The following is a 15,840-nucleotide window of genomic DNA, read 5'->3' on the forward strand; positions in this document are numbered from 1 at the left end:
CGATCAGGAAAAGAGTTTTGTCAACAAACACTGTGGCAGCTGCAGTTCCGCTGCCTGCGCAGATTTACAAAAAATGCGTTACCTGTCATCAGGCCGAAATGCGGGAACCATTTTGAACTGATTACGGAAAGCATCCATACTGTCCGTCACCGTGTCTCCAGGAAGCTCCTGATTATACGGCCGAACTTTCACTGCGAAGTCAGCCTGTCAGGCGGACCGTAAAAATTAAAGAATGGCAATAAAAGCCACCGTCAATCACATATTGCGGTTTAAATAGGGGAAAAAATAAATTGTATAACGAGGTGATGACCAATTCACAGCATATCAGAGAACTATCAGAATTTCCTGCCCTTTCAGGTGTACCGTATGAGCAGCTTTCATGGCTCGTATCAAATAGCTTGCATCGGGAGCTGAAACACGGCGAAATACTGTCCTCTCCGGAAAGTCCGCTGACCGGGACGCACTTCATTATGACAGGCAGTTGCCAGGTTTACAATTTCCAGCAAGGCGCTGAACGGGAGTTGGGTACATTAAAGTCCGGCGAAATTACCGGTTATCTTCCTTTTTCAAGAGGTTACACAACTTCTGTCCATATCAGTGCGATGGAACCAACTGCCGTACTGACTCTTCCAATCCAATTAATAAAGGGGATGATAAGTGAATATTATGAACTTACCCAGGCCCTTGTTCACGTCATGTGTAACCGCATCCGCTATATGACCTCTGTTCAGCTTCAGAATGAAAAAATGATGGCGCTGGGAAAGTTATCTGCAGGTATTACGCACGAGATTAATAATCCTGCATCGGCCAATATCAGCGATGCATCAAATTTAATCGGGTACCTTAAGAACCTTAGCTCCTCATTTCAAAATCTGCCCTTCTGCGCCCGGACTAAACAATCAACTGCATTCTATAAGATTTTAGGTTCGGTACAGCCTGAACCGGATGCAGATATCATCGTATCCTTCCGGGAACGAGTAGCACTCGAGGAGCATTTTAACCAATGGCTCATCAGCAACGGAATAGAAAATGGTGACGAAATAGCGGAATCCTATGTTGAACTGGGACTGACACATGAGCCGTTAATTGAAATCGCCGATGCTTACCAAAAAAATGACCTCGCCGTTGTCCTCACATGGATTGCCGCACATTTGCAGGCGCAGCGCACCGCCAGGAATATACTTTCCTCGTCAAAAAGGATTGAGCAGCTGGTCCATTCTGTAAAAACTTACACCCACATGGACCGTGGCGCCGCAAAACAGCTGACCAATATCCATTCCGGTATAAAAAACGCATTGATCATGCTTGAACATAAACGTAAACATTTGAATATAAATCTGGTAGAAGACTATGACACTTCCCTGCCAGAGGTCCACGCACTTGTAGGTGAACTTAATCAGGTGTGGACGAATTTAATTGACAATGCATTAGATGCTATGGCGAAAAACGGTTCAGGAACACTTACGATCCGCACTGTAAAAGATCAGAAATATATAAAAATAATCGTAAAAGACAATGGCCCGGGCATTCCTGAGGAAATCCAGTCATTGATTTTTGATCCCTTTTTCACAACTAAGGAAATAGGAAAGGGAACAGGAATCGGCCTGGAAGTAGTTAAAACAATAATTGCACAGCATTCAGGAACCGTTAAAATGACCTCACATCCTGGAGAGACATCTTTTATTATTTGCTTCCCAATCTACAACTGAAAAAGAATTAAATATGGCAAAACCAATTATAATTTCAATTGACGACGACCCTCAGGTAGCACGGGCAATTGGCAGAGACCTTAAAGGCAGGTTCGGTAAGTCCTACCGTATAATCAGTTCGGTCTCAGCGGAAGAAGTTTTGAAAAGCTTGCCTGACTTTAAAAACGCGGGTATTCCGGTAGCTATGTTCCTGAGCGATCAGCGAATGCCCGAAATGAATGGGGTCAGCTTCATGAGAAAGGCCATGAAGGTATTTCCTGATGCCAGAAAAGTCCTTTTAACAGCGTATTCGGATACTGAGGCGGCCATCCAGGCTATAAATGATATTCGCCTTGATTATTACCTGCTGAAACCCTGGGATCCGCCTGAAGAACGCCTTTTTCCTGTAATAGAAGATCTTCTTGAAGACTGGCAGCGCGACTATATTCCCGGCTTCAAAGGTATAAAAGTAATCGGCTATCAATATTCGCCGCATACTCATATGGTCAAAGATTTTCTTGCCAGCAATCTTATTCCCTATCAATGGCTTGAAATTGACGAAAGCGAAGGAAACAGATCAATATTAAATGCTAATGGAATTGCAGACAGCGAGCTTCCTGCAATCATTTACGAGGATGGCTCTTTTGAGGTATTACCATCAATCAAATCTATCGCAGGCAGGATCGGGCGTGAACCGGAACTGGTTCACCAGATATATGACGTGATAATTGTCGGTGCAGGACCGGCAGGCCTGGCAGCTGCTGTTTACGGGGCTTCTGAGGGGCTTAAGACGCTTTTAATTGAACGCAAAGCACCTGGCGGACAGGCTGGAACAAGTTCCCGAATTGAAAACTATCTCGGCTTTCCGGCTGGACTCAGTGGCGCAGATCTTACAAGACGGGCAATAAGCCAGGCCAAACGCCTGGGCGCTGAATTCCTCTCACCCTGCACGGTTATCAATATTCATCAAAAGGATGGCTATAAAACTGTCTTGCTTGAAGACGGACGTGAAATAGTAACACGGACTCTTATTATAACTACCGGTGTAGATTACAGGAGACTTGATATCCCTGATATTGAACGATTCACAGGTGCAGGCGTTTATTACGGTGCTTCAACCACTGAGATCAGTGCCTGCAGAGGACGCGATATATTTATCCTGGGCGGAGGTAATTCTGCCGGTCAGTCTGCCGTCTATCTTTCAAACTTCGCAAAGAACGTATATATAGTGATCAGGAGGGACAGTTTGTCCTACACAATGTCCGCATACCTGATAAATCAGATCAGCGCCATTACAAATATCCATCTGATTACAGATTCGGAAATTATAGCAGTTTATGGCAGCGGTCATCTCGAAAGTCTGACTTTTGTAAATTCTAAAAACGGCAACCGTACGACCAGTGATGCTGTCGCTTTATATATTTTCATCGGGGCCAAACCTTACACTGACTGGATCAAACCTGAAGTTCTCCGCAATGAAAAAGGCTACATACTCACCAGCAAAGAATTATTACGCAACAGTGAGATGGCTAAGATCTGGAAACTTCCAAGAGAACCCTACCTGCTGGAGACTAGCTGCAGCGGAATTTTTGCAGCCGGCGACGTGCGGGCCGGAGCTATGGCCCGCGTTGCATCCGCCGTCGGCGAAGGCTCCATGGCTATTAGCTTTATACATAAATACCTGTCCGATCAATAATTCTCCAAACACTAATATTCTCAAACATTTTGAAAATGGAAACAACACGTAATAATCAGCCATTCCCGGTAGCCGGGGACCCGGCCTTATCTGCTCTTACAAAAAACTTCTTAACTGCCCTCAATTCACCCGGCGGACCTGGCCTGGAGACGCTGAAATACAACGATGCGCGCCAGGTGCTGGTTGATGCACAGAAATCAGTCGAAATTGATTACTCAGGTATTGACGAATCCGATCTTATTATTGACACAGGTGATTATTCATTAAAACTGAATATTGTCAAACCTTCGGGAACTTCTGAAATTTTACCGGTATTCATTTTTATACATGGAGGTGGATGGGTGCTTGGTGATTACCCCACCCATAAGCGCATGGTAAGAGACCTTGTTTTATTATCAGGTACCGCCGGTGTATTTGTAAATTATACACCATCGCCCGAAGCACAATATCCTCAGCCAGTCAACGAAATTTATGCGGCCGTTAAATGGGTCTCAGAAAACGGCACAACCATTGGCGTGGATGGTAAACGCCTGGCTATTGTAGGTAATAGCGTAGGCGGAAATATGTCCGCTGTCACCGCAATTAAGGCCAAAGAGCTCGGCGGACCGGAAATAAAACTTCAAATACTAATGTGGCCGGTAACAGATGCCACCTTTGAATGGGAATCTTATAAGCAATACGGCCAGGACCGTTTCCTCACCACACCGCTAATGAAATGGATGTTCGACAATTACACTACCGACACTGAACGGCGTAAAGAAATTTATCTTTCTCCGCTGAACGCTACTATTAAGCAATTAAAAGATTTGCCTCCGGCACTTATTCAGGTAGCAGAAGCAGACATCCTCCGCGACCAGGGTGAAGCTTATGGCCGCAAACTGGACGAAGCGGGTGTCCCCGTTACGACAATCCGATATAATGGTATGATCCATGATTTCGGACTTCTTAATCCGCTGGCTCATTTACCCCAGGTTAAGTCCTTATTTATCCACGCGGCTGCAGAACTTCGAAAATACCTCTTTTCCTGATCACAAGTGACCCGTAAATAAAGCGAAATGGAGCTTTGGCTTCTTTTCGCTGCTAATAATCGCATCAAAACGAAATATCGTCTCATGAAATCATAAACAATCAGCTTAATCACCTGTAAAATAAACGATTACCTAAGTGGCATCAGACTTGCACGTAAGTCTCGGATGTTTATGTAATTGAATTAGTTACTGCATCGTCTTTATCGAGTTTGACATAATGTAACAAAATGGAATTCAATTACCTGTGGACTACGTTTTGCGTTACAACTGCCGTTGATTGGCCTGTTAAAGAATTAATAAATGAAACAGTTTATTGTTCGGGCGGAAACGTTTGTTTAATCTTTGGAATTACAGGAATAATATTATTTTTATTCTGGCGTAAATCGAAGTGGAAGAAGTTATTATTCGTTAACGAAAAATCGCTTGAGAAAGCAAATTTAGCCAACGAAGCACTGATTAACGAGCTGAATCACCGCGTCAAAAATAATATGCAGATCGCGATAAGCCTGTTGAAAGGTCAGGCATCGTACGTAGCTCAGCCGGAAGCTGTCAAAGCTATTAATGATGGCTGCAACAGGCTTTATGTAATGTCACTGGCATTCCATTCTATGTATGAAGAAGATCTGCTGTCAACGGTAAATCTAAAGGATTACCTGGGCAGATTAGTCGTGTATCTGATGGACGAATTTAGTGAAAAGGACGGGATCGTGGTTAGAAGTGATTTCGATGCCTGCTTGATGAATATATCAGAAGCTGTGCCGCTGGGGCTGATTTTAAATGAAGCAGTTTGCAACGCTTATAAGTTTGCATTCCCTGGCTCAGATTGCGGTTGTATCTCGATCTCATTAAAGGTTGAAAATAATGCCGTAGTGCTCAGGGTAAGCGACGATGGAGTGGGGCTCAAAGGTCCGGCACATACACCGGAACAGTCGTTCGGATTAAGCCTGATAAAAGGTCTGGGAAGACAGTTATCGGGAATTGTAAATATTGAGAATTCAAAAGGTGTAACCGTATCACTGGAAATCGCGCAGCCCGGACAAACCTTTATCCAAAACCAAAATGCGAACACAGCCTAAATGAAAGAGAATATACTCATAGTAGAAGATGAATTTATAGTCGCAAATGACCTTAAGATCAAACTCACCAAAGCCGGATATTCTGTTTGCGGAATTGCAGCCTCTGTAAAGGAAGCTGAGCAACTTATCGAAAAGCATAAGCCTACATGGGTATTACTTGATATTTTTTTGCTGAATGACTCTAAAGGCACGGATCTTGCTCCGCAGCTTGCCGCCAAAAACATTGGTTTTATATATATATCAGCTAACACGAACCAGTCTGTACTTGAAACCGCCAAAGCAACCCAGCCCTACGGCTTTTTGGTTAAGCCCTTCCGTGAAAAAGACCTGATGATCATGCTTGATATCGCGCTTCAAAAACATCAGTATAATCTCCAGATTCAGCAGCAGCGTGAGCAAATCTTTCGTATGCAATTAGAGGGACTTGCGCATTTAACCGGGCCGGTAAATCAAAAAATCGGCCGGCTTCCCTCAATAGTGCAAAGCTTTATTCCATTCGATCTTTTAAGGGTTGTTCTTCCCCCCAGAAGGGACGACGATCACTTTGGATTTGCGAGAACCGGCTACGAAGAATACCAGACCTACATAAAAAATGAATTGGCAGCGATCTGCGGCATATCGGGGAACGACTGGACCAGTAACAAAATAAGCTTTCTTGAACTGGACGGCGGAACTATCAGCAATGGTATCGAATACCGAAAATGCCTGCTGGATGATATCTGTGAAAAGCGGTTAAATACACAATTTCGGCTTGTCTCGAGAATGTCTTTGAACTTGAGATTAAAGAATGGAGATCACTTCGCTCTCGTCTTTTACAGCAAAAACGAAGATTCGTACACAGAAAACCATTTGAATCTGCTGCGCCGATCATCGCCTTCTTTGGAATCCATGATGCAGCTCCTTACTGATAACCAGCACCCGGTTATCGCTGAACCCCGGGATCAGTCAGCAAGACGCTCTCAGGCTGCTAAGGTATCAGCGGAAATACCAAAGTTCGATGGTATCATAGGGAAAAGTACCGCGCTGCTATCTGTGCTTGATCAGATCAACTTAGTAGCGACATCCCCCACTTCTGTTTTGATAACAGGCGAAAGCGGAACCGGGAAAGAACGCGTAGCCCAGTGTATTCACAAAATGTCACCCCGCGGGAAAAGCCCTTTGGTAATTGTAAACTGTGCGGCCCTGCCTGCCAACCTGATCGAGTCTGAACTTTTCGGGCACGAAAAAGGAGCATTTACCGGGGCGATCGACCGCCGTGTAGGGAAGTTTGAACAAGCCAGCGGCGGAACCATATTCCTGGACGAAATTGGTGAACTTCCGCTTGATGCGCAGGTGAAATTACTACGCGTGCTGCAGGAAATGGAGTTTGAACGCGTCGGCAGCAACAAATCAATTAAAGTAGACGTACGCGTTATTGCTGCGACCAACCGCAATCTTGAAAAAGAGGTCTCCGAAGGGCGTTTTCGCCTGGATCTTTATTATCGTCTTAATGTGTTTCCAATTTTCATCCCCCCGCTTCGTGAAAGAAAAGAGGATATTGGAATTCTTGCTAAAAACTTTGTAGAAAAATTTTCGCTTAAGACCGGTCGGCCTGTAACAGGAATCAGCGCGGCTGCGCTTACACAACTGAAAAACTATCACTGGCCGGGAAATATCAGGGAACTTGAACATCTTATTGAAAGACAGGTACTGATCAAAACGGAGGGCTTGATTGAAAACATCGCACTGCCTCAGCATCAAACTGAAAAAAATAACCAGATCGATCGTCAGGAAGGAAACATACCCCTGAAAACAATGGAAGAAATGGAAGCAGATTATATTGTTCATGTTCTTAAGAATTGCCAGGGCCGGATAGGAGGACCGGGAGGGGCCGCTGAAATCCTGGGCATGCCTCCAAGCACCCTTCATTCAAGGATTAAAAAACTAGGTATCAAAAGAGAATTTAGTGCTGATTAATCACAAACGCTTGTTTTTCGTGTTGAAGATAATGCTGGCTTAAGATCCAAAGCCGCGCTTTGATTCAAAAATATCATCCCTGGCGGGCGTTTGACTGGTATGACTGAGTTTAAAAATGAGATACCAATTATATTCAGTAATGTGATTAGCGACCGGCAGCAACAAAAAATAATAAACTGCAGCCGGCGCCCTAAGTGACATCAATGGCTGAAAATCCAAATTTACCTGAAATCTCAGGCGACCTTCGCCCGGCGAAAATCTGTAAAACGTATTCCGGTGTTCCGTTTAAAGAACTTGCTGAAATGAGACACATCAAAAAAGCCAAGTGTATAAGCCACTTCTTTCATTGTCATTTCCTGCGCTGTCATTAATTTTTTTGCTTCCGATAGCACACGCTGCTGTATGAAATACCCCGTGTTTAATCCAAAATTTTCCTTAATAATAAAATTAAGGTACGATGGGCTGACCGCAAGCAGGTTTGCATAATCTGCAGGCATTTTCAATGTTGCAAAGTGTTCATCCAGTAAAGCAAAAAAACGGTTTGCATGATATAGGCAGCGGTTTTGATTATTTGGAAGTTTAGGCGCACTGATACGATTAAGATAAAGTGCAAAAATCTGGAATAAGCCGCGTAAAATCTCCTCCCTTAAACCGTTATTTGTTTGAAATTCCTGGCGCAGGCGGCTGATAATATCAGTTAAAAAACTTCGGTCAGCTTCAGGTACACAGACTGTGCCGGCAAGACAATTAGAATGAAACTCCTGAGCCATGCCCGCTGAATTGAGTGCGGTCTGCATGAACTCAAAAGAAAATGAAAGTATATTTCCGATGCTGCCTTTCTGTAACATTACGTTAAAAGTCTGGCCGGGTTTAATAACAGCTATTGAAGAAGAAGTGAGTGAAAGCACTTCATTCGATACATGGCATTCGCAAATTCCTCTCTCGATGAATATAACAGTATAACAGTCATGATTTTGCTGGGGACGCCGCTCAAAACAGGTGTCATTGACACACGAAACACTTAAATATGATTTCTTGCTTTCTCCTCCGCCTTTCATTTTTTGATTGGATAATGATGATGTTCTGGTTATCATAGATGCTGGATTATGGAACAAAACACCCCAACAACATGCCAGTACTTCAATCAATTCATTATCAACTAATTAAATTAAATTTATCAAAGAACAACTCTCGATATATAGAAAAAGCACGATTTCCCGAATCCAAAATGACAAGATCAAAATGATTTTCCGTATGATTCATACAATCATGAAATGATCAAAGGTATTTTGCAAAGAGGGCAACTTTTCGTTGTCATCAGTTTTATGTTTAACGCCATTACAGAGGACAGGATCGCCGTCGAAAGTAGCCACTGAGAAATATCAGTGACCAACAGGAGCCAGCTTTATCTTATAGATCTTCGCATCGGCGTAAGGCAATTCTATTGTCGTTTTGCCAGTTAAGGTTATCTGGTTATCTTCAATCAACTCTGACATTACATAAGTTTTATCCGCTGTAAGTCCTATCCTGTTTGCATCAATCGTGAATGATGATGTATCGCTTTTGTAATTGAAAACAGCAAGGTAAAAATCGTTCCCTGCTTTTTTGGTAAACATGGCAGATGCCCCGGTACCGGTATTGCCGTCAACCGGCTCAAATGCTTTACCATTGAATATTACTTTAAGTAATTCTTTATTCTGATACCATTCTTTTGCGCGGGCAGTCCATTGCCCTGTTTTTGAGAAATCATCTCCGGTGATAAATGTACCGGTTACTATGGCCGAGAGCATTCGTGCCCTGTTCTGTCCTTCAGATTCGTTCTCCAGAACCACGTGGTCTGCATCAATATAGTTATACAGGTAGGTTTGCCACCAGCCATAGCTCACACTGTTTAAAGTGTACTGGGTATCTTTTATCGATTTAAATGCGTCGCAAGCTACCCTTCGGGAATGCACATACCTGCCGCTTGCCAAACTTGGCGATATAGCAGCATAAATGAGCATCTGATCCCCCAATTGACTCACCAGGTATTCCATACCCCGGCGATAAGCCTGCATGCCGGTCGTGATCTTTTTATCATAAAAGTGATTCGACTCTACCGCCGCGTGGCCCAAAAAGTCTATTTTGATCATTTTAAAACCGCAGTCCTTTAGTTTTTTAATAACGTACGCGATTCGCTGCTGCGTGCCGGGGTGTGTTGGATCGAGCGCGCGGGCACCATCCAGTTCGTGGTACTCGTTGCCTATTTTCGTCCAGATTTCGCCGAACTTATAATCGCTGCCATCTACTTTCCTGTCAGCCCCCCCTTTAAAACCCCAGTCGGTAAATGGCGCCCAGTAAACTCCGGGCTTAAGCCCCTTAGCTTTGCAATGATCGGCAAAGGCTTTCAACTGGCTGAAATCACCTTCAAGTCCGCCCTTAATCATATTATCCCAGTAAGAGTCCAGGTCGACATAGGCAGTATTACCTGCGCGGAAACCTTTCAAGCTGTCGGCAAAAAAATCTGCTACTTTAACAGCTTTTTCATAGTTAAGCTTGTCCTGTATCACTCCCCAGCTGTTCCAGCCTACAGGAGTTGATTTCTTCCAGTTGAAGACAAATGGCGGCTCAGCAATGCGGTTATCCCTGGCATAAGCATCCATACCTATGCGCCAGTCGGAAAAATAGCCGATGAATATCAAAGGTGACTTTACCGATTTTCCGGAAATCTCACCATGAGGGAGCTTATCTCTGGTAACTGACTCCTCAGTGTAGCCTGCCAGAACTTTAATCGTGTTTCCATCAGCACTGGCATTGGTAAATACGCCGGTTTTCCAGTTCATATGCTCCAATGAGCCGGCTATAACGCCCCCGCGGCTATCATTATCATAAACCACACCGGCCTCGGCACTAACGCTTGCCACAGGCGCTTTAAATGGCTTCGCATCGTAGCTGATAAAAGTATCGTTATCAAACGGAATAAACAGCGTACGGCTCTCACCCGGGATATTTCTTAAACCGCCTTCAAACGGCACAATATGGCTGGTACTGATGCCAGTTCCGGAAATGATCGTTTCAGTAAAGAAATACGATTTTTTCGGGTAGGTATAGAAAACCTGCTGCATTTGGGGAAGACCATTACCCGACAAGGTAAAAGTATGTTTAAAACCTTTGCCAAAGCCATTAGAAACGCTGGTTTTGGCGTACGCACTGATCTTGTAATCTTTAGATGAGATGAGCTTTCCTTTAATTTTTACAGATGAAGAAACACCCGTAAAAACAGTTTCCTTTCCCTGGTAAACAGTGCATATACCCTTACCTGTATCGTAAATGATATGACCATCAGCGCCATAATTTATTCGAACGGTGCTATTGACCGCCCGCACCATTTTTGCGGGTGGACGCAATGCTGATGCTGTACTGTTTACTGCGACAGTCATTAACTGAGCTGCCGCTAAAATACTAAGGAAACGTTTTAACATAAATTTATAATATTGGTGACATTATATAATTCGCCGGCTTCCGGCCTTTAATACGACCATCGATTAAATCAGACCGCAAGCCATGGCGTTATTGATCAATCAAAAGATCAATTCATATATATGTACCCTGAGAGGAAATCATCCCCACATGACAGGCTCTAGAAAAGTTTTATTTATAATTGCGCAGAAGAGCACAGATAATAAAGAAGATGGAAATACCGTGATTCTTAAGTTCACCGCGCAGAATTTTCAGTGCTCTCGTAAGCGTATTTTCAACGCCCTTCTCAGAAATATTGATTTTATTGGCAATTTCGTTATTTTTTAATCCTTCTCCCCGGCTGTAACGGAATATAAGCTTGCATTTTTCAGGCATTTCTTCCACGACGCCGTTGATGAAATCCTGAAGGAACCTGGCATCAAGCTTTTGTTCGTCCAGCACCACTTCATCATACTCGTAATTCTCCAGTGCAAGCCTGACGCGTCTATGCTCCTTCTGGTAATGTCGAAATACCTGAAATTTAACACTCGTCACCATAAACGCAGCTAAATTGTTAATTTGGATATCCTTCCTCCTCTCCCACAGAGCAATAAAAACTTCTTGTACAATATCTTTCGATATGCCATTGTCCTGACTATGGTTCCAGGCTATCAATAACAACTTTTTCCAATATCGCCTGTAAATTTCATTATACGCGTTAATATCTGACTGACTCAGCAAATCGGTCAACTCAAGATCTGAACAATTAGCGTAACATGTCATTTATGACAGCCTTTATTAAATTTAGTTTTTATGAGTAACCCAGCGGATACAGGATACCGCTGATTGGATACACAAAATTAATCAGGTTAATAACTGGTTAAAAAGATGCAAAAAAATGAATCTTTTCTAACGCAAGAATACGAATTAGTTTTTAACTTGTTAAAACTAAACACTTAATTTTCAATCCGGACCGTTAATTTCCAGCATTATATTTAAAATATCCTAAAGTTATTGCTTCCTGTAATTGGTCGATCTTATATTCTCTGGTCCATCGTTTGAATAATGGAACCAATCAAATTTAGCTTTACCGGATTTTCCATCCGTATGGTAACTAAACAAACCTGGTCTGACAGCCTTCCAATAATTATAATCCGATAGCACACAGTTTTCGCCGATTCCGGTAAAATCCGATCCATTCAAACTGTATCGTAATTCTGTAACTTTGGTGCTCAGGTCCACGAGGATACGCAACCATATCCTGTTCTGATTTAATTCGGGCCCTATGGCTGATTTCCCATTGTTATCCGCATATAAACGCATTGAATTACCTGTTTTTACCACACCTATTTCGTGTATATAATTACCAAGAAGGCAAAGCCCGGCCTTCTGCCCGGATTCCATCTTGTCTGTATGAAGTAAAGTAGTAATAACTCCCTGCTGCCCCATTAACTTCTGCGTTAATGTATTTTTAGCATTTTTGTTATCCCGGGCATTCATTGAAGTCAATACCAGATTTCCGTCTTGAAGACTCCAGTTTGAATCAACAGGATTGTGATTCCATTGCCACTGCAGCCCCAGTTTTGAGGAATTGAACTCGTCGGAATTCTGTGGCTGTCCCGCGAAATTTTTCCCGCCCGTTTTTGGCTTTTCAAATACGCTGACAGGCTCCCCGATTCCGTTGCCATCATTATCGATGCCAATGACCGGCCAGTCATCTACCCACTTAACCGGTTCCAGATGGGTAATCCTTCCTATAGCTCCGGCATCCTGGAAATGAAGAAACCAGGACTCTCCTTTTGGTGTTTCTACCCATCCGCCCTGATGTGGTCCGTTTACATGCGTTTTACCCTGCTCTAATACAACTTTCCTTTCATAAGGGCCATAAATATTCGATGCCCTAAGCGCAGTTTCATAGCCAGTAGCGACCCCGCCTTCCGGGATAATAATGTAATACTTTCCCTTCCTTTTGTAAATTTTAGTACCCTCAGCGACAGGGCCTTCATAAACTATTTTCCCCGAATCCAGCAGGTTTCTTCCATCAATGCTCATTCTGTGGATAATGATAGGCCCGGCCCCTAACCTGCTGTGGCCTAAATATGCATTGCCATCTTCATCCCAAAACGGACAGGGATCTTCCCAGCCGCTGACAGATTTCACAGTGATCAGGGGGCTCCATGGCCCTGCCGGGTCTTTTGCCCATGTCATGAACAGCCCTTCATCTGGTGTGCAAAAATATACGTAAAAACGTCCGTCATGGTAGCGAATGCTGGGTGCCCAGCTGCCGCCTCCATACCTTTCCATGCTGTTATATTTAGGACTGGCATCCAGCCGGCTGTAAACCTGGGCAATTATTTTCCAGTTGACAAGGTCGGTGGATTTAAGTATTGGCATTCCCATAAAATGAAAATCGGAACAAACCATATAATATGCATTTCCTACTCTGATCACGTCCGGGTCTGAATAGTCCCCATTCAGAATCGGGTTTTTATACGTTCGGTCCCCCTGATCTCCCCAGCGATTTTTAACCAGTCCGCTCGCTTGTCCAAAACCGGAATGATAAAGGCAAATGAAAAAACAAATGAGTAAAATATGCCGCTGCGGGCTGCTTCGGAATTGGCTCAGTTTACGACCTGCGCCTGACGTTTTTTGTAAATTCGTATCGGACTTAAATGTTAAATTCATTTGGATTTTATAATCAACTTTGGGTTTACAGCAATTGGTAACACATAAAATATAATAAGTGTAAAGTGTTTTACACCTGATGCTTTAAGTTAATTGCAATGTCGAAACTAAAAAAAATAATTCTTATTCGGAACTAGGATGCGGCCGCAATAGCGAAAATTTCATGCTTTCAGCCGGTACCGCCGCCGGAGTTGTAAAACAGAAATTTTAACCTTATAAATTAACTTAAGATAGCCGGGCAGCTGCTGTCTTGCCCTCCATCGACAACCAATCATACTATAAAATACTCCATTGATACATTGGAGAGGCATACCGCAGACGATAAATTTGTATCAGGCGAATAATACTATTGAAATTGCCGATTAAGAGCAACAGCTTTAAACGCAATATTTACTAAAATATAATCTTAATAGTTTACGTAAATCTTACTAATCTGACGTTTATGCGATTATCATATATCAACTCCGGCGACTCTGAGCCTCATTCTGACATCCCTGTAAAACAGGATGCTGGTCAGTATACAGATAGTGTTAGTCTCAAAAAGACCGCTTCTTTACTGACAGATATGCTTGAGCTGGCTAAACTCGGCACATGGGAATTCAACATAGATAACGGCCTCGTCAGCGGGTGCCCGCTTTTTAAAAAAATATTCGGGCTACACGATCTGCAAATCATAGACTATAATCAAATTCTCAGAAAAATCCCGCGGGAACAGCGCCCGGAATTCAGGCAGGCAATCGCAGAAACAACTGCAGGAAATATACTGAATACAGAAATTGCAATAGGTAAACAAAAAGAAATCTGGTTAAAGATAACAGGTAAGCTTTTCTGCAACGGTGACGGAAGCACAAAAAAAATGGCAGGTATAGTGGAAGATATTACCGAAAGCAGGAATAAAGAAAATGTAAAAAACAACATGATATCCTATCTGAGTCACGAAATCAGATCTCCTCTTACCACGCTGAAGCTTTACATACAGCGGTCCGTGCTGTTAGCCGGCGAAAATGGCCAGGAAGTAATAGCTACTTTTTTAAGAAAAGCCGATGATCAGGTAACATCCATGAATAAACTGACAGATACGTACCTTGATCAGGCCGCAATTGAAAATGGCGGCTTCAAGTTGAATATATCACGTTTTGACATAACCCGTCTCATATCCGAAATCGCATCCGATATTCAGTTTCAAAGCCCCGGCTATCAATTTGACATTAAAATGCCGCCGGAACTGCTACTGCAGGCAGACAGGGTTAAAATAGGCCAGGCTATAGCTAATCTTCTCAAAAATGCGGTCAAATACAGTTCAACAAACAGTAAAATCACTATACAGTGTATCCCGCAATCGGACTTTGCGTTAATCATAGTTAAAGACCAGGGCATAGGAATAGAAAAAAAAGACCTTAAAAACTTATTTAACCGTTTTTATCGCGTTAAAAGCCCGGCAACCAGTGGAATCAGCGGTTACGGAATAGGACTACACCTGGTCAGAAATATTATTAACGCTCACAATGGACAAATTGCTGTCACAAGCAACCCGAATTATGGATCTGAGTTCCTGTTTACACTACCTGTGATAAACGCAAAAAACAGTATCGTTCATCAGTAAAAATGACATAACCTTGCTTGATTATGAAGTTGCTAAAGCATATGTTTCACATAGCAGACATACGACGAATTTATTTTAAACAATTAACCTTTATATGGAAACCTACTATAAAATTTTCCGAGTTGATTCCGATGATTTGAAACACCAGACAGGAGAATATCCTCTTGGCAGAATCATTCCCTTCGGTCCGCCATTTGGCTTAAAAAGTGAAGCCAAGCACTGGCTGAAAGAGAACTTAGTACCAGGAACAGATTATTGTATTACACGATTTTACTCGCAATCCATGCCCGAAGGCATCCAAAAAAGCAAAAAGAAAAATTTAAAAAAATAATCCGGATTCACTTCGTCATGCAGTTTGTAAGATTGTAAAAAAACAGGCTGTATAGGGGTAGCAGGGAGAAAAAACACTCACAATCGCCCGGCGATTCTATTAAATAAACACAATGACGTTCAACGAGTACCAGCAGTATTTTGAAGCAATTTTAACAGCAGGGCACCCGGATGTACCATATGAACCTGAGTTCGATTAATAATTGAGAATAGATTTGTCAATCAAAGGAAATGTAAGTATATTTAAGTGTCTGAAATTCAAATATTTAAATACATTTCCACATGATTGACTTCAATAAAATTAGCGATATTTTCTGTCTTGTTGATGAGTTCTGTAAAG

At 42.7% G+C, this 15,840-nt stretch carries 11 protein-coding genes; 7 read left to right on the plus strand and 4 right to left on the minus strand.

The annotated features are described in order from the left end of the window. Nucleotides 1-305 precede the first annotated feature (305 nt). The 5 genes from E2R66_RS11525 (at nt 306) to E2R66_RS11545 (ending at nt 7,444) form a co-directional block, all read left to right on the plus strand. Entirely contained in the window at nt 306-1,709 is a 1,404-nt protein-coding gene (locus E2R66_RS11525; protein ID WP_133230504.1) for an ATP-binding protein, read from the plus strand. 13 nt (nt 1,710-1,722) lie between these two features. Further along, on the plus strand, nt 1,723-3,384 hold the full coding sequence (locus E2R66_RS29210; RefSeq protein WP_133230502.1) for an FAD-dependent oxidoreductase: 1,662 nt from the start codon (nt 1,723-1,725) through the stop codon (nt 3,382-3,384). 35 nt (nt 3,385-3,419) lie between these two features. After that, complete coding sequence (locus E2R66_RS11535; RefSeq protein WP_133230500.1) at nt 3,420-4,412, plus strand: alpha/beta hydrolase; 993 nt, start codon at nt 3,420-3,422, stop codon at nt 4,410-4,412. Between the two features lie 227 nt (nt 4,413-4,639). Continuing rightward, nucleotides 4,640-5,488: a sensor histidine kinase gene (locus tag E2R66_RS11540; RefSeq protein ID WP_133230498.1), complete on the plus strand. Its 849-nt coding sequence runs from the start codon at nt 4,640-4,642 to the stop codon at nt 5,486-5,488. Then, on the plus strand, nt 5,489-7,444 hold the full coding sequence (locus E2R66_RS11545) for a sigma 54-interacting transcriptional regulator (RefSeq protein ID WP_133230496.1): 1,956 nt from the start codon (nt 5,489-5,491) through the stop codon (nt 7,442-7,444). 233 nt (nt 7,445-7,677) lie between these two features. Here the strand turns inward: E2R66_RS11545 and E2R66_RS11550 are convergent, their stop codons facing one another. From E2R66_RS11550 to E2R66_RS11565, 4 genes are all read right to left on the minus strand, one after another. After that, a complete protein-coding gene (locus tag E2R66_RS11550; RefSeq protein WP_158288393.1) occupies nt 7,678-8,502 on the minus strand; it encodes a helix-turn-helix domain-containing protein in 825 nt (274 codons plus the stop codon). A gap of 324 nt (nt 8,503-8,826) precedes the next feature. Beyond that, on the minus strand, nt 8,827-10,905 hold the full coding sequence (locus tag E2R66_RS11555) for an alpha-amylase family protein (RefSeq protein WP_240049294.1): 2,079 nt from the start codon (nt 10,903-10,905) through the stop codon (nt 8,827-8,829). A gap of 169 nt (nt 10,906-11,074) precedes the next feature. Next, nucleotides 11,075-11,632 (minus strand): sigma-70 family RNA polymerase sigma factor, encoded by a 558-nt coding sequence (locus tag E2R66_RS11560; RefSeq protein ID WP_240049295.1) that lies wholly within the window; start codon nt 11,630-11,632, stop codon nt 11,075-11,077. A 261-nt stretch (nt 11,633-11,893) separates the two neighbouring features. Continuing rightward, nucleotides 11,894-13,567 carry a glycoside hydrolase family 43 protein gene (locus tag E2R66_RS11565; RefSeq protein ID WP_133230488.1) on the minus strand — a complete coding sequence of 558 codons (1,674 nt, stop codon included), beginning with the start codon at nt 13,565-13,567 and terminating at the stop codon, nt 11,894-11,896. Nucleotides 13,568-14,009: 442 nt separating this feature from the next. Here E2R66_RS11565 and E2R66_RS11570 point away from each other — a divergent pair, with 442 nt between their 5' ends. Both E2R66_RS11570 and E2R66_RS11575 read left to right on the plus strand, forming a co-directional pair. Further along, a complete protein-coding gene (locus E2R66_RS11570) occupies nt 14,010-15,170 on the plus strand; it encodes a PAS domain-containing sensor histidine kinase (protein WP_133230486.1) in 1,161 nt (386 codons plus the stop codon). 94 nt (nt 15,171-15,264) lie between these two features. Beyond that, nucleotides 15,265-15,501, plus strand: a complete 237-nt coding sequence (locus E2R66_RS11575) for a hypothetical protein (protein ID WP_133230484.1) — start codon at nt 15,265-15,267, stop codon at nt 15,499-15,501. Nucleotides 15,502-15,840 lie beyond the last annotated feature (339 nt).

Origin of the sequence: Mucilaginibacter psychrotolerans (assembly GCF_004519315.1) — a bacterium.
GTDB lineage: Bacteria > Bacteroidota > Bacteroidia > Sphingobacteriales > Sphingobacteriaceae > Mucilaginibacter > Mucilaginibacter psychrotolerans.

Bases quoted from the DNA above. Each gene is read 5' to 3' on its own strand.
- E2R66_RS11525 (WP_133230504.1), top strand. From the start codon at position 306: ATGACCAATTCACAGCATATCAGAGAACTATCAGAATTTCCTGCCCTT.
- E2R66_RS29210 (WP_133230502.1), top strand. From the start codon at position 1,723: ATGGCAAAACCAATTATAATTTCAATTGACGACGACCCTCAGGTAGCA.
- E2R66_RS11535 (WP_133230500.1), top strand. From the start codon at position 3,420: ATGGAAACAACACGTAATAATCAGCCATTCCCGGTAGCCGGGGACCCG.
- E2R66_RS11540 (WP_133230498.1), top strand. From the start codon at position 4,640: ATGGAATTCAATTACCTGTGGACTACGTTTTGCGTTACAACTGCCGTT.
- E2R66_RS11545 (WP_133230496.1), top strand. From the start codon at position 5,489: ATGAAAGAGAATATACTCATAGTAGAAGATGAATTTATAGTCGCAAAT.
- E2R66_RS11550 (WP_158288393.1), bottom strand. From the start codon at position 8,502: ATGAAAGGCGGAGGAGAAAGCAAGAAATCATATTTAAGTGTTTCGTGT.
- E2R66_RS11555 (WP_240049294.1), bottom strand. From the start codon at position 10,905: ATGTTAAAACGTTTCCTTAGTATTTTAGCGGCAGCTCAGTTAATGACT.
- E2R66_RS11565 (WP_133230488.1), bottom strand. From the start codon at position 13,567: ATGAATTTAACATTTAAGTCCGATACGAATTTACAAAAAACGTCAGGC.
- E2R66_RS11570 (WP_133230486.1), top strand. From the start codon at position 14,010: ATGCGATTATCATATATCAACTCCGGCGACTCTGAGCCTCATTCTGAC.
- E2R66_RS11575 (WP_133230484.1), top strand. From the start codon at position 15,265: ATGGAAACCTACTATAAAATTTTCCGAGTTGATTCCGATGATTTGAAA.